The following is a 20,300-nucleotide window of genomic DNA, read 5'->3' on the forward strand; positions in this document are numbered from 1 at the left end:
CATGTCACTTAACGTAGTTATCACGATGGCAGGCCGTGGCTCGCGATTTTATGACGCTGGTTATACAACCCCAAAATACGAAATTATGGCGCACAACCGCAGCCTGTTCGACTGGTCTATGCTGTCTCTAAAAAACTTTCTGACGCCAGACAGTCGGATTATATTCGTTTGTCTTGGAGAGAATAAATCATCGGATTTCGTTTTACGCCAGACTCAAGCACTAGGCCTTACTAATATCTATATCGTTGAGCTCACAGAGTTAACAGATGGACAAGCTACCAGTGCTTATTTAGCGCGTGAACATTGGAATCCAGAGTGGCCGCTTCTGATTTATAATATTGATACATACGTCAAACCTAATGCACTGGCTCCGTCTGATATTCGTCCTGGCTCTGATGGATGGGTGCCTTGCTTCCAGGTTCCCGGAGATCACTGGAGCTTCGTTAAGCCAGGCGGCGATGGATGGGCAGTCGATCTGGCTGAAAAACAGCGTATCTCAGACTATGCCTCGATCGGTTTATATTGGTTCAATTGTGCCAACCGATATGTAGATCTTTATGACCAGTTTTTCAGCGATCCGAAAAACCTCGTTCGCGGAGAAAAATACATCGCACCACTATACCGACAATTGATTGCTGAAGGCGGCAAGGTATCCTTGTCGAATTTACAACTGTCTGATGTTCATGTGTTGGGGACACCTGCTGAGCTTGACAGATTCCTTCAGTTACCAGTTGAAGCGTTGAGGGACTAAACCCTGGCAGCCGCGGTGGGCATCATCGCCGCGGCAAGTATGACTTACCGCATATTCGTACACACAGCCTGATAGAAAACCCGTATTTGTTACTCCTCTTGCACGCCAGGCAATTCATCAGTGTCATCCTTATGAACGCCCCACATTCGACTACCGAATTCTTTTTAGTTTTTCTTGATTATTTTCTTCAGATATCCTTTTCACCTAACTACAGCAACTACAATCAATTAGCAAGGTAGTAGCAATTTTTCTCTGATTCTCAGTGTAACGTGTATTTTCATTCAGACTGTCTTTTTGTGAGAATAAGAAAAGCTGAAGTGCCAAACTCGGAGCACAGAAAAGGTAACAATGAAGCGATTAATTCATAAGCAAGGTGACCGTCTAAACGATCACCTTTATATATTTGAAACTATGTAGTGTCAGGAACAGATTTTTTGATAGCAATAATTAAATGCCTAACTCCCAACCCAATAAATTACGATTGAATCGTGAAGTAATTTCATTTAGCACCTTCGTTTGGTGCTACAAAATGATCGAAAATAAATAAACCATGGCCTTCGCTCCCAATATTCCCACCAGACATAGGTATGAATGGGATACGTTTTGGCGGGTTAAAATATATCTCATAACCTTCCGGTTTGTATAATTTTTCGACTACCCATTCTTTCTGAAGACTTATACCGAAAACAGGCCACGCCCATCCCCATCGATACTTATAGACATCATCATTACCTTCAGCCACTAACTTATTGTGAACTTCAATCGGATCAATAATTGATACGGAAGAATTCTGCAGAACTTGTGACGTAGCATTTTTAAATATGGACCACTGAAGATTATTAGAAATCTGCCACAAAGATGCAGAAATAATTCCAACTGCAAGCGTAATCTTGCCTAATGACCTAACATTATTACTAACATTTTTATTAGATAATACAAATACTATAGCCAAAAACATCCATCCACTAGAGCCGAATGTCATCAAGAATCTATAGTCATATTCTCTTACTGGGTTTGTAAGGCTAAAGTCCTCAAGCGCTGAGATGCCAGATAACAACATCCATCCCAGGATGAAAATCAGCCCGGCAGCAGCAAACACTTTTAGCGCATCCCCCTCGGCCTGCTTACGTTTAAAGCCACCCTGCACCACAAAAATGAGAATTACAGCAACCAACATCAGTAAACTTATTCTTGTATTCCCAACCCATAGCTCGCTCGGTTTTAACAACAAAATAAGTTGTAAGAATGCAGATGTCTGTTCTCCTACTGGGTGCGAAAATTGCCAGAATGCAACAAAAGCAGACTGAAGAACGCCTAGTATACCAATCGTGTATACAAGTAAATTTTTATTATTAACCTTGCATTTATCTCGAAGAACTATAACACCAGCCGCACCAATAAAGAAAATTCCGCCCCAGACAATTAGGCTTTCATGCGCACGAAAAAGAATCAAAGAAATAATTAAACAAACAACCCAGTCACCCCACCTTGTATTCAAGTTCAAAAGTAAATAATGAATAATAATCCATGACAGGGCTAAAGATGTAAATGCTTGATTCAGGATAAACATGTCAGATGGGATTGCGCAGGTAATCAAACTGACAATTGAGAAAAATAAAACCCTGTAGTCATTAGCTCGACGACTCAAATAAAGACAATAGAAGTAAATGAATAATGGAAACAAGAAAAGCCCAGCACCAAATAAAATCTTAAGAGTATGTAAACTAGTTACACCTAATTTAAGGGCAAGAACAACTGGGAATTGATTTATAATATTAACAAATAATCTAATATGTTTAGCATCATCTGCAATAGGCCAACCTCGATCCTTACTTAATAATTCCACGAAAAAATTTGCACCATCAGCATACAATGCCCTTTCGACGTGAATTGCCTGAATCAGATATGCCATATAAATAATAAAAGCAGCTATTGGCAAGAGCATTAATGCCAACCTAACTGAATTGGACCTATATTTATCGGTAGTCAAAGCGTTACCCCTAGTCGAAAAAATATCATTTACACTTATTTTATGTTAGGCAAATTTTGCGCTAATGAAAGCATTTTAACTGGTCTGATACTCTTTAGCCACCTCGCCGTGTACTGAGCTCCCATAATTCCATAGCAATAAAACAACAAACGTCGGGCCATTGATGCTCAATGCACTTCGAACTAAACTTACTTTCACTCTGAAGGTTAAACTTAGAAGCACCACTAAGGTTGTTATATATCAGTATGATGCTAAGGAATATTTTATGCTCAATTAAGCCCCAACTAATTGGGTAAAGTAAGAACAACACTATAAGTGTCCAGTGAAACCTGTTCAGTGGATACCAAATAACTCCAGGAAGTGAAATGTCAGATACTCATAGATGCGTTATTCCCAACTGACATAAGAGCCACCACTGTTATTCCTAGAGATTTTAAAAAATATCTCGCGACACTCTGTGCGCTCATATCAGTAATGACTAGTCCTGATATCGGTTGACATTTTTTGTCTGTAAAACACCTGATGAACATCATCGGGCGTTTTGTATTTCAGGGAGTGGTGTAGTCGCTCATAGTTATAAATTGCCACAGATTCTTTTACCATCATTCTGGCTTGTACCAGAACGGTTGGGTGTGAGAGTAAACTCCAGTCAAGCCGACCATATTTACGCAGCCAGACCACACGGTGGAGAGTCCCTGAATGCCATATGCTGCCAGGACTGTTTATAAGTGATCCCGCCTTTTTCGAGCTACTCAACAACGGCTATTTTAAAAGATGGAGAATAATTACGTAGGTGCGTTTGAACTCCGTCATCGTCACGTTCTCCGGATTTAAGTCTGGAACGTGTCAACGCTATTCAGGACTGGTCACCTCAAACAAAAAAGCCTCTGTATCAACAGAGGCTTAATAGATAATTAATTACAAAAACGTCTTAGGTAAATCTTAGAACGGAATATCGTCGTCGAAGTCCATCGGCGGTTCGTTAGACGGCGCTGCCGGAGCGGACTGCTGCGGACGAGACTGTGCGCCGCCGCTGAACTGGTTGCCGCCCTGCGGCTGCTGAGGCTGACCCCAACCACCCTGCTGCTGACCACCACCTGCCGGCGCGCCGCCGCCCTGACGACCACCCAGCATTTGCATGGTGCCGCCAACGTTAACAACGACTTCAGTGGTGTATTTTTCTACGCCGGATTGATCGGTCCATTTGCGGGTACGCAGTTGGCCTTCAATATAGACCTGAGAACCTTTACGCAGATATTCGCTGGCGACTTCCGCCAGTTTGCCAAACAGCACAACACGGTGCCATTCAGTCTGCTCTTTCATTTCGCCGGTCGCTTTATCACGCCAGGATTCGGAAGTAGCCAGCGTAATGTTGGCAACTGCGCCACCATTCGGCATATAGCGTACTTCCGGGTCCTGGCCCAGATTACCGACGAGAATCACCTTGTTTACGCCTCTGCTGGCCATGATCGTGTCTCCTGAAAAACGTTACTGAATAAGTGTAAGCGCGGGATTGTAGCATTTCCAATAGCGCTTTTACTACGTTGAGAAGTTGATTCCAGTAAACAACTCCCGCCAGACATTGTTGCACAGGAACATGCGTTTTGCATTCCAATACTGTATATCCATTCAGGTCGGATTGTGTCATAATTAACCGTTTGTGATCGCCGGTAGCACCATGCAGCCAGGCAAAAAAGCGTTTAATCCGGGAAAGATGAATGGATAAGATCGAAGTTCGGGGCGCCCGCACCCATAATCTCAAAAACATCAACCTCGTCATCCCGCGCGACAAGCTGATTGTCGTCACCGGGCTTTCGGGCTCAGGCAAATCTTCGCTCGCTTTCGACACCTTGTATGCCGAAGGGCAGCGTCGTTACGTTGAATCCCTTTCCGCGTACGCACGTCAGTTTCTGTCGCTGATGGAAAAACCGGACGTCGACCACATTGAGGGGCTTTCTCCTGCCATCTCAATTGAACAAAAATCGACGTCGCATAACCCGCGATCCACGGTAGGTACGATTACCGAAATTCACGACTATCTGCGTCTGCTGTTTGCCCGCGTTGGCGAGCCGCGCTGCCCGGATCACGACGTTCCCCTGGCAGCGCAGACCGTTAGCCAGATGGTGGACAACGTCCTGTCGCAGCCGGAAGGCAAACGTCTGATGCTGCTGGCGCCGGTAATTAAGGAGCGTAAAGGCGAGCACACCAAAACGCTGGAAAACCTGGCGGGCCAGGGCTATATCCGCGCCCGTATCGATGGCGAAGTGTGTGACCTTTCCGATCCGCCCAAGCTTGAGCTGCAAAAGAAACACACTATTGAAGTGGTGATTGACCGCTTTAAAGTACGCGACGACCTCACCCAGCGACTGGCTGAATCCTTTGAAACCGCGCTGGAGCTTTCCGGTGGTACGGCGGTGGTCGCCGATATGGACGACCCGAAAGCGGAAGAGCTGCTGTTCTCCGCCAACTTCGCCTGCCCGATTTGCGGCTACAGCATGCGCGAACTGGAACCCCGCCTGTTCTCGTTCAACAACCCGGCGGGTGCATGCCCAACCTGTGACGGTCTCGGTGTGCAGCAGTATTTCGATCCTGACCGGGTGATTCAAAACCCGGAACTGTCGCTCGCCGGTGGGGCTATTCGTGGTTGGGATCGCCGTAACTTCTATTATTTCCAGATGCTTAAGTCACTGGCGGAACACTATAAGTTCGATGTCGAAGCCCCATGGGCCAGCCTGAACCCTACCGTGCATAAAGTGGTGCTGTACGGTTCGGGTAAAGAAAATATCGAATTCAAATACATGAACGATCGCGGCGATACGTCCGTACGTCGTCACCCGTTTGAAGGTGTGCTACACAATATGGAGCGCCGTTATAAAGAGACGGAATCCAGTGCGGTACGCGAAGAATTAGCCAAATTCATCAGTAACCGACCGTGCGCCAGCTGTGAAGGGACGCGTTTACGTCGCGAGGCCCGCCACGTATTTGTTGAAAATACGCCGCTGCCCGCGATTTCCGACATGAGCATCGGTCATGCGATGGACTTCTTCAACAACCTGAAGCTTGCAGGTCAGCGGGCGAAGATTGCCGAGAAAATTCTTAAAGAGATTGGCGATCGTCTGAAGTTCCTGGTCAACGTCGGCCTCAACTATCTGACGCTGTCGCGTTCAGCGGAAACGCTCTCCGGCGGTGAGGCCCAGCGTATTCGCCTGGCAAGCCAGATCGGCGCGGGTCTGGTCGGTGTAATGTACGTGCTGGATGAACCATCTATCGGTCTGCATCAGCGCGATAACGAGCGTCTGCTGGGTACGCTTATCCACCTGCGTAACCTGGGTAATACCGTGATTGTGGTCGAGCACGATGAAGATGCGATTCGCGCCGCTGACCACGTTATCGACATCGGCCCCGGCGCGGGCGTTCACGGCGGCCAGGTGGTTGCTGAAGGAACGCTAAAAGATATCATGGCGGTGCCTGAGTCGCTGACCGGCCAGTACATGAGCGGTAAGCGCAAAATTGAAGTACCGAAACAGCGCGTGGCGGCTGACCCGGAAAAAGTGCTGAAGCTCACCGGCGCACGCGGTAACAACCTGAAAGATGTCACTCTGACGCTGCCGGTTGGTTTATTTACCTGCATTACCGGGGTTTCCGGCTCAGGTAAATCGACGCTGATCAACGATACGCTGTTCCCAATTGCGCAGACGGCGCTGAACGGTGCGACGCTGGCGGAACCTGCGCCGTATCGCGATGTTCAGGGTCTGGAACATTTCGACAAAGTCATCGATATTGACCAAAGCCCGATTGGCCGTACGCCGCGCTCTAACCCGGCAACCTACACCGGCGTGTTTACGCCAGTGCGCGAACTGTTTGCCGGCGTGCCGGAGTCACGTGCGCGCGGTTACACGCCAGGCCGTTTCAGCTTTAACGTCCGTGGTGGACGCTGTGAAGCCTGTCAGGGCGACGGCGTGATCAAAGTCGAAATGCACTTCCTGCCGGATATCTACGTGCCGTGCGATCAGTGCAAAGGTAAGCGCTATAACCGCGAAACGCTGGAGATTAAGTACAAGGGCAAGACTATCCACGAAGTGCTGGATATGACGATTGAAGAAGCCCGTGAGTTCTTCGATGCCGTTCCGGCGCTGGCGCGTAAGCTGCAAACGCTGATGGACGTTGGTCTGACGTACATCCGACTGGGTCAGTCCGCAACGACCCTCTCTGGCGGTGAGGCGCAGCGCGTGAAGCTGGCGCGTGAGTTGTCCAAACGCGGTACCGGACAGACGCTGTATATTCTCGATGAGCCGACCACTGGTCTGCATTTTGCGGATATTCAGCAACTGCTGGACGTGCTGCATCAGCTCCGGGATCAGGGCAACACCATCGTGGTGATTGAGCACAATCTGGACGTGATTAAAACCGCAGACTGGATTGTCGATCTCGGTCCGGAAGGCGGCAGCGGCGGCGGGGAAATTTTAGTCTCCGGCACACCGGAGACGGTCGCTGAATGTGAAGCCTCACACACGGCGCGTTTCCTCAAGCCGCTGTTGTAATCCTGCCCTTATCAGGCCTACGGGCACATATCCTGTAGGCCGGATAAGTCGCTGGCGACGCCATCCGGCAAAACGGATCAAAGCTGCACCAGCAACCTGCGTTTATCTTCCGGCAAGGTGTTTATGGCCTGCTGGTAAGACGCGTCCACCAGATAATAAATCTGTGAACCTGGCAGTGAGCCGTCAAGATACACCGTGCTCCAGTGCGCTTTATTGAGATGGCGGCTGGGTCGCACGTCTTTATGTTGCTGACGCAGCAATTCTGCCAGTTCAGGGCTGGTTTTCAGAGAGACCGCCGGGCGGCCTTCGACCTCTTTGACCATGGCAAAAAGTACATCTTCAACTTTGATTTGCGTGGCTTTCCAGTCACTATGCACGCTCTGCTCCGCACCCGTTTTTGCCATGCAGTATTGCAGCAACTCCGAATTCGTCATCTTTATTCCCCTTACCAGCATATTGCCTAATGAGAACATCTTTTATTCAGTGTGCAGCAAGTCCGCAAAAGGTAAAAGCCAGCAGCGTAAATTTGTTTAAAAAAGCAGCACTTTGTATTCTCAATACTCCGAGTTGACGATCACCTCTTCACCAAACGCGCCAGCCTGCGGCAGCGGTTTATAGGTAGAGTTAGAGGCGCGTAAAATACGGATACCGCGGATTCCTACGTCGCGAGCGGCGGTGATGTCATTGTCGGAGTCACCGTAGAACATGCGGATGCTTTTATCCTGCAACCACTGCGTTTTGGTGTTCTGACCGGGTTTATCACCGGCAAAAATGACCGGATTCATATTGCCGGCCGGGATGTGAAAGTTATCGGCCAGCGTTTTCGATACCGTTTCGGTCTTCGTCTGACTACGCCCGGTCACGAAAAAGATGCTGTCGCCACGACGCACATGCATATCAATCAACTGGCGCGCCACTTCTTTCGGAATACTGAATTCATCCCAGCCATTGTTCATTTTTTCCCAGAAGGCCGGATTCTTCAGGTAATCCTCACTGTCCGGGGAATACGTTTTTTTACCGCGCCAGAAGCCCGGGCTGGAAAAGAGAACCGTATCATCGATATCAAAGCCAACGGCCATCGGCGGGCGTCCGGTCAGGCTGTTTTCGATTTGTGCCACGGAGACCCAGTGAATGGGGGCCTGCTCAGCGAGTTTTGCAACGTTAGTGCCCGGATTAAGCTGAGAAGGAGAGGAAACTAACGCCTGAGCGGGCTGATTTAACGTGAACAATAAACAAACGGCACTCAGTGCCAGGGTAAACTTGCGCATATTTTTCCCTAAGTAGTCAGTTAGTTATGATTTTTTATTTAACAACTGGTCAAAAAACTATCTGACCTTACCCCCTGGGGGAAGGGAAAGGAAGGATTTTCTCTGGTTTTGTCCAGGAAAAGGAGCATGATCACACAGGAAAGTACGCCTGATGGCGCTCCGCTTATCAGGCCTACAAACTAAAATCCATGTATCCTTGTAGGACAGATAAGGCGTTTACGCGCCATCCGGCATCACACAAAGCCGATTACATGACGGCGGCAAATGCCTTCGCCACGCGCTGCACATTACCGTGATTCAACCCGGCCACGCACATACGTCCGCTGGCTATCAGGTAAACACCAAACTCATCGCGCAGGCGATCGACCTGAGCGGCGCTGAGCCCAGTATAGCTGAACATACCGCGCTGTTGCAGCAGGTAATCAAAGTTACGACCCGGGATCTCCGCATTCAATACGTTAACCAGTTCCTGACGCATCGCCAGAATGCGGGTACGCATTGCCTCAACTTCCGCCAGCCAGCTCGCTTTCAGCTCTTCATCCCCCAGTACCGCGGCAACCACCTGCGCACCAAAGTTTGGCGGACTGGAGTAGTTCCGGCGCACCGTCGCTTTTAGCTGCCCCAGAACGCGGCTGGCAGCATCGGCGTCTTCACACACCACAGAAAGCCCGCCAACACGTTCGCCATACAATGAGAAAATTTTGGAGAATGAGTTGCTAACCAGAGTTGGTAAACCAGCACTCGCAATCGCACGGATGGCGTACGCATCATCTTCCATTCCGCCACCAAAACCCTGGTAGGCAATGTCGAGGAACGGGATCAGGTCGCGCGCTTTCAGGATCTCAATCACCGCATCCCACTGTGCTGGTGTTAAATCCGCACCCGTGGGGTTATGGCAGCACGGATGCAGCAGCACAATGCTACGCGCCGGTAAGGTATTCAGCGCTGCCAGCAGATCGTTGAAACGCACGCCATTAGTCGCGTTGTCATACCATGGGTAAGTACTTACTTCGAATCCCGCCCCTTCAAAAATCGCGATGTGGTTTTCCCAGGTCGGATCGCTGACCCACACGCCAGAATCAGGGAAATAGCGCTTCAGGAAGTCTGCGCCAACCTTTAGCGCGCCGGAGCCGCCCAGCGTCTGAATGGTTGCCACGCGCTGTTGCTGGAGTACCGGATGCTGCGCCCCAAACAGCAACGGCGCAATAGTATGGCGATAAGCGTTCAGACCTTCCATCGGCAGATACAGCGAAGCGCCATGCGGTTTGGCATTGAGTCTGGCTTCCGCTTCCGCTACCGCTTTAAGCTGAGGAATAATCCCATCTTCGTTGTAATACAGGCCAATGCTGAGGTTCACTTTGTCGCTACGTGAATCTTCTTTGAACCGCTCCATGAGCGATAAAATCGGGTCGCCGGCGTAGGCGTCAACTTTTTGAAACACGTGTGGTTCTCCAGGTTTACAGGCAGAGGATATGAACACAATAAACCGGAAGCAGGAGAAGATCGAGAGGATGTTGAGAGGAATATTGCCGGATAGCGGCGTAACCGCCTTATCCGGCACATCATGCGCTTAATCGATATACTTCATCGCCACGCGCGACGTCAGGCGCGTAATAAGTTCGTAAGCACTTACTTTCGTCATTTCAGCAATGCGTTCAACGGGCAGGCCTTCCCCCCACAGGATCACCGAATCGCCAGCTTTATCCTGCGCCTCGGGGCCTAAATCGACGCAGATCATATCCATCGCGACGCGGCCGACGATCGGCACTTCACGGCCATTAACCAGCACCGGCGTCCCGGACGGCGCTGCGCGCGGATAACCGTCGCCGTAGCCCATCGCCACCACGCCGAGACGCGTGTCGCGCTCGCTTTGCCAGGTTCCACCATAGCCAACCGGCTCGCCCGCTTTGTGCTCACGCACCGCAATCAGGCTGGAGGTCAGCGACATCACCGGCTGACAGCCAAAATCGGCGCCGATAGAGTGGTTTTCCAGCGGCGATACGCCGTACAGAATCAGCCCCGGACGCGCCCAGTCGAAGTGGGACTGGGGCCACAGCAAAATACCACCCGACGCAGCAATTGAACGCTGTCCAGGTTTTCCCTCGCAAAAGCTATTAAAGATATCGAGCTGTTTTTCCGTCGCGCCGCATTCAGGTTCATCCGCGCGCGCAAAGTGGCTGACGATATTAACCGGCTGGCGCACGTTGTCACATTGCGTTAAACGCTGATAAAACGCTTCGGCCTGCTCAGGGCGCACGCCCAGGCGGTGCATCCCCGTGTCGAGCTTCATCCAGACGGTGACCGGTTCAGCCAGTTCTGCGGCTTCCAGGGCTTCAAGCTGCTCCAGGTTGTGGACGGCAGTATGCAGACGCTGCGCGGAGATCGTTGGCAGATCGGCGGCATCAAAAAATCCCTCCAGCAGCAGGATGGGCTGCGTGATCCCTCCCGCTCGCAGCCGCAGGGCTTCTTCAAGACGAGCGACACCAAAAGCGTCCGCATCGGGGAGCGTTCGCGCAGTCTCTAACAGACCGTGGCCGTAAGCGTTCGCTTTCACGACCGCAACCAGTTTGCTGGCAGGAGCCAGTTCACGCAGACGTTGCAGGTTGTGTCGCAGAGCGCGGCGGTTAATGACTACAGTTGCCGCTTGCATTTGTATTCCTTAGAAATTACTCATCATCATATTGAGGACCGGCATAGTTGTCGAAGCGGGACCACTGTCCGTTAAACGTCAGGCGCACCGTACCGATCGGACCGTTACGCTGCTTACCAATAATAATTTCGGCGATACCTTTTAAATCGCTGTTTTCGTGATAAACCTCATCACGATAGATAAACATGATTAAGTCGGCATCCTGTTCGATGGAGCCGGATTCACGCAGATCCGAGTTGACCGGACGCTTGTCCGCGCGTTGTTCCAGTGAACGGTTAAGCTGCGATAGCGCTACCACCGGCACATGCAGTTCTTTTGCTAACGCCTTCAGCGAGCGGGAGATTTCTGCAATTTCCAGCGTACGGTTGTCGGAGAGCGACGGTACACGCATTAGTTGCAGGTAGTCGATCATGATAAGGCCGATACCGCCGTGTTCACGGGCGATACGACGGGCACGCGAGCGCACTTCCGTTGGCGTCAGGCCGGAGGAGTCATCAATATAGATGTTTCGTTTCTCCAGCAAAATACCCATTGTTCCGGAAATTCGTGCCCAGTCTTCATCATCCAGTTGACCGGTACGGATTTTGGTTTGGTCTACGCGTGACAGCGAGGCCAGGGTACGCATCATGATCTGTTCTGAGGGCATTTCAAGACTAAAGATAAGAACCGGCTTATCCTGCAACATCGCCGCATTTTCGACAAGGTTCATTGCAAATGTCGTTTTACCCATCGACGGACGCGCGGCGACGATAATCAAGTCCGACGGCTGTAGACCCGCGGTCTTTTTGTTGAGGTCATCATAGCCGGTATTCACTCCGGTGACGCCGTCGTGCGGCTGCTGGAACAACTGCTCGATACGCGCGACGGTGGCGTCGAGCACATCGGTGATGTTTTTCGGGCCTTCGTCTTTGTTGGCGCGGCTTTCGGCGATTTTAAAGACGCGGGATTCCGCGAGATCCAGCAGGTCTTCACTGGAGCGCCCTTGTGGATCGAAACCAGCTTCCGCAATTTCATGGGCCACCGAAATCATGTCACGAACAACGGCGCGTTCGCGGACGATATCCGCATAAGCACTAATGTTCGCCGCACTTGGCGTGTTTTTAGATAACTCAGCCAGGTAAGCAAAGCCGCCGACGCTGTCCAGTTGTCCCTGAACCTCCAGCGATTCTGCGAGTGTGATCAGGTCGATAGGTTTTCCCATCTCCTGCAGTCGATGCATTTCCGTGAAGATGTGCCGGTGCGGTCGGGTATAGAAATCTTCCGCCACCACGCGCTCGGCCACATCGTCCCAGCGTTCGTTATCCAGCATTAAACCGCCCAACACCGACTGTTCCGCTTCAATCGAGTGCGGCGGTACTTTCAGCCCGGCGACCTGGGGATCGCGCTCACGAGCATCAGTCTGTTGTTTGTTGAAGGGTTTATTTCCTGCCATAGTGAATGGAGTTACCGAGATAATGATTGGGTCGAAAGATTACCACATTTCTTTTGGAGGAAGCATGGCAACGCGTATTGAATTTCACAAGCATGGTGGTCCTGAAGTGCTTCAGGTCGTCGAGTTTACGCCTGCAGATCCGGCAGAGAACGAAATCCAGGTCGAGAACAAAGCGATTGGCATCAACTATATCGACACTTACATCCGCAGTGGTCTTTATCCACCGCCTTCTCTGCCCAGCGGTCTGGGAACCGAAGCCGCCGGCGTAGTCAGCAAAGTGGGGAGCAAAGTGACGCACATTAAAGCTGGCGATCGCGTGGTGTATGCGCAGTCAGCGCTTGGCGCTTACAGCTCAGTACATAACGTTCCGGCCGATAAAGCCGCCATCCTGCCCAATGCGATCTCGTTTGAACAGGCAGCCGCGTCGTTTCTGAAAGGGCTGACCGTGTTTTACCTGTTACGTAAAACCTATGAAATTCAGCCTGATGAACCCTTCTTGTTCCATGCAGCAGCGGGCGGCGTCGGGATGATTGCCTGCCAGTGGGCAAAAGCATTGGGCGCGAAGCTGATTGGTACCGTCGGTAGTGCGCAAAAAGCGCAAATTGCGCTGCAGGCCGGCGCATGGCAGGTCATTAACTACCGCGAAGAAAGTATCGTCGAACGGGTTAAGGAGATAACCGGAGGTAAAAAAGTACGGGTGGTGTATGACTCGGTGGGGAAAGATACCTGGGAAGCCTCGCTGGATTGTTTACAGCGCCGGGGACTAATGGTCAGCTTTGGTAATGCTTCCGGGCCAGTGACCGGCGTGAACTTAGGTATTCTGAATCAGAAAGGCTCCCTGTATGTCACGCGCCCTTCTCTGCAGGGTTACATCACCAACCATCATGAATTAACCGAAGCCAGCAATGAACTGTTCTCGCTGATTGCCAGTGGGGTGATCAAAGTGGATGTCGCGCCGGGTCAGAAATTTGCGTTAAGTGACGCGCAACGGGCCCATGAAGCACTGGAAAGCCGGGCCACGCAGGGATCGAGTTTGCTAATCCCATAATGCTTCGACTTCCCCTAAATAATTCAAATTGCAGGAAGGCGGCAATTGAATGAATCCCCAGGAGCTTACTGGAGTAAGTGACTGGGGTGAATGAAAGCAGCCAACACACCTGCGGTTTGAATTATGACGGGGAAGTAAAGAATTAGGGCTTCCCATGGGAAGCCCTTTCTTTTTTTAGTTCGGCTGTATGTAGGGTACAGCTCGATGAATTCGTTAACCACGCAATAGTGACAGATTTGATAATCAATTCCTATTTGGTTCTAAAGGCAATGTTGCAGGTTGTGACGCACCGCTCAATACCTTAGTAAAATCGGCGGTTATTGCGCTGATACTGTGGGACTTTTGGCGCTTTTATCGCCTTGATAACCCACACCACGGCAACGGCCAGTAACAGCCAGGGTAACAGTTTAATCATCAACGCAAACATCCCACCGAGGAACATTACTGCCGTCGCCACCATCAGCGCGGCGAGGATGCCCAACAGTGATATGCCAGTGACCATCAGCATGATAAAAAAACCAATCACAAAAAGTAGTTCCAGCATGACGCTCTCCCGAAATGAAATTCTCTCCATTGCATTACAAGAAACATGCCAAAATTAATGCATTGATTTATAAAGAAAATACCCCGCAACAAAGCGCAGGGCGTGGTGAAATTAACTAACTTTTGGTGAAAACTTAACGCTTGTCTGCCACCAGTTTCAGCGCGTGTTCCAGAACGTTAATATCGGCCCCGGCTTTATGCGCATTTTCACTCAGATAACGACGCCATTGGCGTGCGCCGGGAATTCCCTGAAACAACCCCAGCATGTGGCGGGTCACATGCCCCAGATACGTACCTTTACTCCGCTCCCGCTCAATATAGGGATACATGGCACGCACCACGGCGACAGGGTCTGCATCCGGCGTGGTCGCAGCAAAAATTTCACGGTCGACCGATGCCAGAATCCCCGGGTTTTGATAGGCTTCCCGGCCCACCATTACGCCGTCCATATATTGCAGATGCGTTTTTGCTTCTTCCAGTGATTTAATTCCGCCGTTAATCGACATCGTCAACTGCGGGAAATCACGCTTCAACTGATAAACACGGTCATAATCCAGCGGTGGGATTTCGCGGTTTTCTTTCGGGCTTAACCCCGACAGCCAGGCCTTGCGGGCGTGGATGATAAACATCTCACATTCGCCGTTGCCAGATACCGTGTTGATGAAATCGCAGAGGAATTCGTAGCTGTCCTGGTCATCAATGCCGATACGGGTTTTCACCGTCACCGGAATCGACACCACATCGCGCATCGCCTTCACGCAATCGGCGACCAGTTGCGCATTCCCCATCAGGCAAGCGCCAAACATCCCGTTTTGTACGCGATCGGAAGGGCAGCCGACGTTGAGGTTAATCTCGTCATAACCTCGTGCTTCAGCCAGCTTTGCGCACTGCGCCAGTGCCGCCGGATCGCTCCCGCCCAGTTGCAATGCGACCGGATGTTCTTCTTCGCTATACGCCAGGTAATCGCCTTTGCCATGAATAATTGCCCCGGTAGTCACCATCTCCGTATAGAGCAACGTCTGGCGGGACAGCAGGCGCAAAAAGTAGCGGCAGTGTCTGTCCGTCCAGTCGAGCATCGGCGCGATAGAAAAACGATGAGCGGGAAAAGCGGTAGACTGAGATTCAGGCAGCATGGCGAATATTCAAGCATCCGGTTAAAAAAGGGGCGCTACTATAGCATAGACCGTTGCGATAGTGAGCCACATCATCGTGGATAGCGCCCTTCGTTCGCGTGGATTGTCATTTCCGCCCAGGTTTTCCGTCGTGTGGACCAAAAAACTGTGGAGGATGATCAACCCAGCGATCTTCACGCGTGACTGCATAGACCGGATTGAGTGGATAGTAGATGCGGTTATGCTTCTTGTTCGCCTCACCGACGACCAGCAGCCGCACCTCGTCACTGGTGTTGTTGATAAAAGTGTGGCACACACCGGTTCCTGCCGGAAAACCAACGCTGTCGCCGGGTTCCAGCTTCCATAAGTAACCATTTATCCAGGCTTCCGGGTACCCTTCCAGTACGTAGATGAACTCTTCTTCATCACTTTCAGCGTGTGGATAAGAAGTACGCCGACCCGGCGGCAGACGTTCGTGATGGATGCCTAATCGCCCTAACCCCAACCTGCGGGCCAGCGGCGCGCCAATAGAAAAAAGCTCATCGCTGCCTGGATAGGTGGAGTCATCAGGCCCCTCAACTTCACGCCAGTGGCGAATACAATCGGGTCTTTTCATGTTAATTTTCCAGTGTTGCGATGCGTCAGGTATAGCACACAGCGGTGGATCTCGGCGTTTTAAGCAGAACATGATAAAGTAAGGGATTAACCTTCCACGCAAATCGAGGCGCCAAATGGACAAAACCACCACGCAGGAGTTATTGGCTCAAGCTGAAAAACTCTGTGCGCAACGTAACGTGCGGCTCACGCCACAACGCCTCGAAGTGTTGCGCCTGATGAGCCTGCAGGAAGGGGCAATCAGCGCTTACGATCTGCTTGATCTGTTGAGGGAAACCGAACCACAGGCTAAGCCGCCTACCGTCTATCGTGCGCTCGATTTTCTGCTTGAACAAGGTTTTGTGCACAAAGTGGAGTCAACCAACAGCTATGTGCTTTGCCATCTGTTCGATCAGCCAACCCACAGCTCCGCAATGTTCATCTGCGACCGCTGTGGCGTGGTAAAAGAAGAGTGTGCGGAAGGCGTGGAAGATATTATGCATACGCTGGCAGCTAAAATGGGATTTGCTCTGCGCCATAATGTGATTGAAGCCCACGGCCTGTGTCCGGCATGTGTGGAAGTTGAATCATGCCGCCATCCTGGCGAATGCCAGCATGACCATACCATTCAGGTGAAAAAGAAAGTCGGGCGGTAAATAAAAGAGCGTACGTCCTTGTACTCTCAGGAGGGAGGGGTTAATTACCAGCGGTAATCGTTGCGTTTTTCCCAATCTTTAACTTCTTTCTCCGCCTGATCTTTCGCGTACCCGTATCGTTCCTGGACTTTACCAACCAGCTGGTCGCGTTTACCTTCAATGACCGTCATATCATCATCGGTCAGTTTGCCCCATTGCTCTTTCACTTTACCTTTGAACTGTTTCCAGTTACCACTGACTTCGTCTTTATTCATCATCAAGTCCTCATCGTTAGGTTGTGAATAGCGAGAGTGCCGCGCCCGAATACATGCTGTTTTTGCTGGACGTGATAGTAAGTGTAGTCAGGGATTCTGGGTTTTATTTACTATTCGGAATTTTTAACCATAGGCATCAGGCAAACCAGGTGCCATTACGCCAGTGACGTCGCCAGATGAAGGCCAGTGAAAGCCCGCGCAGCGCGAGAAAAACGGTTAACGCCAGCCACAAGCCGTGGTTTCCCAGCAGCGGTAAAGTCAGGAGCGTTAAGGCGAATCCCACTGCGGCAACGGCCATACTGTTGCGCATTTCTGCGGCACGCGTTGCGCCAATAAACATGCCGTCCAGCAGATAACACCACACACCCACCAGCGGCAAAACCACCTGCCAGAAAAGATAGCGATCAGCCAGGTGTTGGATTTGCGGCAGCGAGGTCAGCAGCGCCACAATCTGCTCGCCGAACAGGGCATAAACCATCGAAAACAAGACGGCAACAATACCCGACTGCCGGCAGGCCGCCCGCCAGACATCCAGCAACTGGCTACCATCGCGTGCCCCATAGGCCTGGCCAGAGTGCGCTTCCACGGCATAGGCAAACCCGTCCAGCGCATAGGCAGTGAACGTCAGCAGGGTCATCAGAACGGCATTGACCGCAATGACATCGCTACCGAGGCGAGCCCCGAGTACCGTGATAGCACCAAAGCAGAGTTGCAACAGCAGCGAACGCAGCATGATGTCACGGTTGAGCGCCAGCAAACGGCGGAAGTTGCCACGCCACGCCTGCTTCAGCATTGCCAGCGAAACTCCGCGCAAATGCAGGACTTTACGTACCATCATCAGACCGATAAGCAGCGTGGCATATTCGGCAATCACCGTCGCCAGTGCTGCACCCTGCACGTTCATATGCAGGCCCATCACCAGCCATAAATCGAGCGCAATGTTGAGAATATTGCCGACAATCAGCAGGATAACCGGCGCACGCGCATATTGTACGCCAAGCAACCAGCCGAGCAGCACCAGATTAGCCAGTGAGGCGGGCGCGCTTAGCCAGCGGATTTCCAGGAAACGCCGGGCTTGTTCCAGTACCGCTTCACTACCCCCGACAATATGCAGCGCTAAATCGATAATCGGCGTGCGAAACAGCGCGATAAGCAGCCCCGCTCCCAGCGCCAGTATCAGCGGTTGTACCAGCGCGCGCGCCAGCGCCTGAGGATTTTTCGCACCGAACGCCTGGGCCGTCAGGCCGGTGGTACTCATGCGTAAAAACAGCAGCAGCATAAAGAGAAAACTGGTCGCTGTTGCGCCGACAGCAACGCCACCCAGGTAGACCGGGCTATCCAAATGACCAATCACTGCGGTATCCACCAGCCCCAGCAGTGGAACAGTGATGTTGGAGAAAATCATCGGTAAGGCAAGGTGCCAGAGTGCTTTATCAGAGGAGGTAAAGAAAGGCATGGAAAAGAGCCTGAAAAGAAATTAACGCGTTTTTGTAGGCCCGATAAGCGTAGCATCATCGGGCAATTTGCCGGAGAGCAGCGTAAACGCCCTTTCCGGCCGACAGGAAATCAGCAGATCATTACAGCCATTCACCGTTACGAATTACGCCGACAGCCAACCCTTCAATGGTGAAGTTTTGCTCGCGCAGATCGACAACGATAGGTTTAAATTCACTGTTTTCCGGCAGAAGTTCAACCTTGTTACCCTGCTTTTTCAGGCGCTTAACCGTGACTTCATCATCAATACGGGCAACAACAACCTGGCCGTTACGCACGTCCTGCGTTTTATGCACAGCCAGTAAATCGCCATCCATAATCCCGATATCTTTCATCGACATACCGCTGACGCGCAGCAGAAAGTCGGCGTTCGGTTTGAACAGTGATGGGTCAACCTGGTAATGGCCTTCGATGTGCTGCTGTGCCAGAAGTGGCTCACCGGCCGCCACACGACCGACAAGCGGTAAGCCTTCCTCTTCTTCCTGCAGCAGGCGAATACCACGCGATGCGCCAGAAACGATTTCCAGCACACCTTTACGCGCCAGTGCTTTCAGGTGTTCTTCAGCCGCGTTTGGGGAACGGAACCCCAAACGCTGCGCGATCTCCGCACGCGTCGGTGGCATACCTGTCTGGCTGATGTGATCTCTAATGAGATCAAACACCTCTTGCTGCCTGGCCGTTAACGCTTTCATTCCGCCCCCTGGGTGTATATACAGTTATGCTGTGAGTATATACAGCTAAAGGCGAATTTGGAACCGCAAACTGCACAAAAAACAGGAGATTTATGAAGTTGTGGAATCTTTATCGCAAATGCGACCACAACAGGATGCCCCAGGTGATCACAGCGACAAAAATAGAAAGCAATACCGCAGCCGATCCCATATCTTTCGCCCGACCAGAAAGCTCGTGATACTCAGAACCAATTCGGTCGACAACCGCCTCAATGGCGCTATTCAGAATTTCAACGATCATCACCAGCATCACCGAACCAATCAGCAGTACGCGGGTAATCGCGTCAACGTCCAGCCAGCAGGCAATTGCTACCCCCAACAGTACGGCAACGCTTTCCTGACGAAATGCCGCCTCATTGATCCATGCTGCGCGGAAACCTTGCCAGGAATAGCCTGCTGCTTTGATAATCCGAGTGAATCCAGTGGTATTATTGGCCATCAAAAGAACCTTTTTACATTATTAGCGTGAGTATTATTGCATCGTTACCCTGTTTGTTTCAGGGCATAAGCAAAGCTGCGCGAAGTATGACGGGATACCACAGAAATTCACTAAACTTTCTGATATCCTTGCAGCGCATTTGCATTATTAACCAGAGGCTTTACATCGTTTATGTCCGGCTGGCCACGAATTTACTACAAATTACTGAATTTACCATTAAGCATCCTGGTAAAAAGCAAGTCTATCCCGGCGGAACCCGCCCCGGAATTGGGACTCGATACCTCTCGTCCCATTATGTACGTCTTACCGTACAACTCAAAAGCTGACTTGCTGACGCTGCGTGCCCAATGCCTGGTGCACGATCTCCCCGATCCCCTGGAACCGCTGGAGATAGACGGGACTTTGCTGCCGCGCTACGTGTTTATACACGGCGGCCCACGTGTATTCACCTATTACACGCCAAAAGAAGAGTCCATCAAGTTGTTCCATAACTATCTCGACTTACATCGCAGCAACCCCGATCTGGATGTTCAGATGGTGCCGGTGTCTGTGATGTTTGGCCGTGCTCCTGGGCGCGAGAAAGGCGAAGTCAATCCACCACTGCGCATGCTGAATGGCATACAGAAATTCTTTGCTGTGTCCTGGCTGGGCCGCGACAGTTTTGTCCGCTTCTCACCTTCCGTCTCCCTGCGCCGCATGGCAGACGAACACGGCACAGATAAAACCATCGCGCAGAAACTGGCACGCGTGGCGCGTATGCACTTTGCCCGCCAGCGCTTAGCGGCGGTTGGCCCTCG

At 51.2% G+C, this 20,300-nt stretch carries 18 protein-coding genes and 3 pseudogenes; 5 read left to right on the forward strand and 16 right to left on the reverse strand.

The window, feature by feature from the left end; genetic code table 11:
- Position 1: 1 nt before the first annotated feature.
- Positions 2-751, forward strand: a complete 750-nt coding sequence (locus FDX03_RS09725; RefSeq protein WP_137345861.1) for a glycosyltransferase family 2 protein — start codon at positions 2-4, stop codon at positions 749-751.
- A gap of 499 nt (positions 752-1,250) precedes the next feature.
- Here FDX03_RS09725 and FDX03_RS09730 read toward each other — a convergent pair whose 3' ends face one another.
- From FDX03_RS09730 to ssb1, 4 genes and pseudogenes are all read right to left on the reverse strand, one after another.
- Positions 1,251-2,741 (reverse strand): hypothetical protein, encoded by a 1,491-nt coding sequence (locus tag FDX03_RS09730; RefSeq protein ID WP_137345862.1) that lies wholly within the window; start codon positions 2,739-2,741, stop codon positions 1,251-1,253.
- Positions 2,742-3,209: 468 nt separating this feature from the next.
- Positions 3,210-3,380 (reverse strand): annotated as a pseudogene (locus FDX03_RS09735) (integrase core domain-containing protein); the annotation flags it as partial.
- A 3-nt stretch (positions 3,381-3,383) separates the two neighbouring features.
- Positions 3,384-3,591: pseudogene (locus FDX03_RS23205) on the reverse strand (transposase); the annotation flags it as partial.
- Between the two features lie 92 nt (positions 3,592-3,683).
- Positions 3,684-4,208, reverse strand: coding sequence for a single-stranded DNA-binding protein SSB1 (gene ssb1 / locus FDX03_RS09740; RefSeq protein WP_003826621.1), 525 nt, complete (start codon positions 4,206-4,208; stop codon positions 3,684-3,686).
- 251 nt (positions 4,209-4,459) lie between these two features.
- Between ssb1 and uvrA the strand changes: the two genes are divergently transcribed.
- A complete protein-coding gene (gene uvrA / locus FDX03_RS09750) occupies positions 4,460-7,282 on the forward strand; it encodes an excinuclease ABC subunit UvrA (protein ID WP_061067023.1) in 2,823 nt (940 codons plus the stop codon).
- Between the two features lie 77 nt (positions 7,283-7,359).
- On the opposite strand, the gene FDX03_RS09755 is transcribed toward uvrA, so the two are convergent.
- The 5 genes from FDX03_RS09755 to dnaB all read right to left on the reverse strand — a co-directional run bounded on the left by FDX03_RS09755 (position 7,360) and on the right by dnaB (position 12,632).
- Complete coding sequence (locus tag FDX03_RS09755) at positions 7,360-7,716, reverse strand: MmcQ/YjbR family DNA-binding protein (RefSeq protein ID WP_137345865.1); 357 nt, start codon at positions 7,714-7,716, stop codon at positions 7,360-7,362.
- Between the two features lie 120 nt (positions 7,717-7,836).
- Positions 7,837-8,550, reverse strand: coding sequence for an acid phosphatase AphA (gene aphA, locus FDX03_RS09760; protein WP_048213924.1), 714 nt, complete (start codon positions 8,548-8,550; stop codon positions 7,837-7,839).
- A gap of 247 nt (positions 8,551-8,797) precedes the next feature.
- Positions 8,798-9,991: an aromatic amino acid transaminase gene (tyrB, locus tag FDX03_RS09765; protein WP_115644057.1), complete on the reverse strand. Its 1,194-nt coding sequence runs from the start codon at positions 9,989-9,991 to the stop codon at positions 8,798-8,800.
- A 129-nt stretch (positions 9,992-10,120) separates the two neighbouring features.
- The gene (alr, locus tag FDX03_RS09770) at positions 10,121-11,200 is read right to left on the reverse strand and encodes an alanine racemase (RefSeq protein ID WP_061067021.1); all 1,080 of its coding nucleotides are present in this window, start codon (positions 11,198-11,200) and stop codon (positions 10,121-10,123) included.
- Positions 11,201-11,216: 16 nt separating this feature from the next.
- Positions 11,217-12,632 (reverse strand): replicative DNA helicase, encoded by a 1,416-nt coding sequence (dnaB, locus tag FDX03_RS09775; RefSeq protein WP_005132645.1) that lies wholly within the window; start codon positions 12,630-12,632, stop codon positions 11,217-11,219.
- Positions 12,633-12,696: 64 nt separating this feature from the next.
- Between dnaB and FDX03_RS09780 the strand changes: the two genes are divergently transcribed.
- Entirely contained in the window at positions 12,697-13,680 is a 984-nt protein-coding gene (locus FDX03_RS09780; protein ID WP_137345866.1) for a quinone oxidoreductase, read from the forward strand.
- Between the two features lie 301 nt (positions 13,681-13,981).
- Here FDX03_RS09780 and pspG read toward each other — a convergent pair whose 3' ends face one another.
- The 3 genes from pspG to FDX03_RS09795 form a co-directional block, all read right to left on the reverse strand.
- Positions 13,982-14,224, reverse strand: a complete 243-nt coding sequence (gene pspG, locus FDX03_RS09785) for an envelope stress response protein PspG (RefSeq protein ID WP_048213926.1) — start codon at positions 14,222-14,224, stop codon at positions 13,982-13,984.
- A gap of 133 nt (positions 14,225-14,357) precedes the next feature.
- Positions 14,358-15,356 (reverse strand): tRNA dihydrouridine(20/20a) synthase DusA, encoded by a 999-nt coding sequence (gene dusA, locus FDX03_RS09790; protein ID WP_137345867.1) that lies wholly within the window; start codon positions 15,354-15,356, stop codon positions 14,358-14,360.
- A gap of 106 nt (positions 15,357-15,462) precedes the next feature.
- The gene (locus FDX03_RS09795; protein ID WP_048213928.1) at positions 15,463-15,951 is read right to left on the reverse strand and encodes a cupin domain-containing protein; all 489 of its coding nucleotides are present in this window, start codon (positions 15,949-15,951) and stop codon (positions 15,463-15,465) included.
- Between the two features lie 115 nt (positions 15,952-16,066).
- On the opposite strand from FDX03_RS09795, the gene zur reads away from it, so the two are divergent.
- The gene (gene zur / locus FDX03_RS09800) at positions 16,067-16,585 is read left to right on the forward strand and encodes a zinc uptake transcriptional repressor Zur (protein ID WP_003031709.1); all 519 of its coding nucleotides are present in this window, start codon (positions 16,067-16,069) and stop codon (positions 16,583-16,585) included.
- A 44-nt stretch (positions 16,586-16,629) separates the two neighbouring features.
- On the opposite strand, the gene FDX03_RS09805 is transcribed toward zur, so the two are convergent.
- The 4 genes from FDX03_RS09805 to FDX03_RS09820 all read right to left on the reverse strand — a co-directional run bounded on the left by FDX03_RS09805 (position 16,630) and on the right by FDX03_RS09820 (position 19,503).
- Positions 16,630-16,839, reverse strand: a complete 210-nt coding sequence (locus FDX03_RS09805) for a CsbD family protein (RefSeq protein ID WP_005132658.1) — start codon at positions 16,837-16,839, stop codon at positions 16,630-16,632.
- Between the two features lie 136 nt (positions 16,840-16,975).
- A complete protein-coding gene (dinF, locus tag FDX03_RS09810; RefSeq protein WP_048213930.1) occupies positions 16,976-18,295 on the reverse strand; it encodes an MATE family efflux transporter DinF in 1,320 nt (439 codons plus the stop codon).
- 121 nt (positions 18,296-18,416) lie between these two features.
- Complete coding sequence (gene lexA / locus FDX03_RS09815) at positions 18,417-19,025, reverse strand: transcriptional repressor LexA (protein WP_003826596.1); 609 nt, start codon at positions 19,023-19,025, stop codon at positions 18,417-18,419.
- A 109-nt stretch (positions 19,026-19,134) separates the two neighbouring features.
- Positions 19,135-19,503, reverse strand: a complete 369-nt coding sequence (locus FDX03_RS09820) for a diacylglycerol kinase (RefSeq protein ID WP_048213931.1) — start codon at positions 19,501-19,503, stop codon at positions 19,135-19,137.
- A gap of 171 nt (positions 19,504-19,674) precedes the next feature.
- Here FDX03_RS09820 and FDX03_RS23210 point away from each other — a divergent pair.
- Positions 19,675-20,300, forward strand: a pseudogene (locus FDX03_RS23210) (glycerol-3-phosphate 1-O-acyltransferase); the annotation flags it as partial.

Source organism: Citrobacter sp. wls827 (assembly GCF_005280875.1).
GTDB classification, from domain to species: Bacteria; Pseudomonadota; Gammaproteobacteria; order Enterobacterales; family Enterobacteriaceae; genus Citrobacter; species Citrobacter youngae.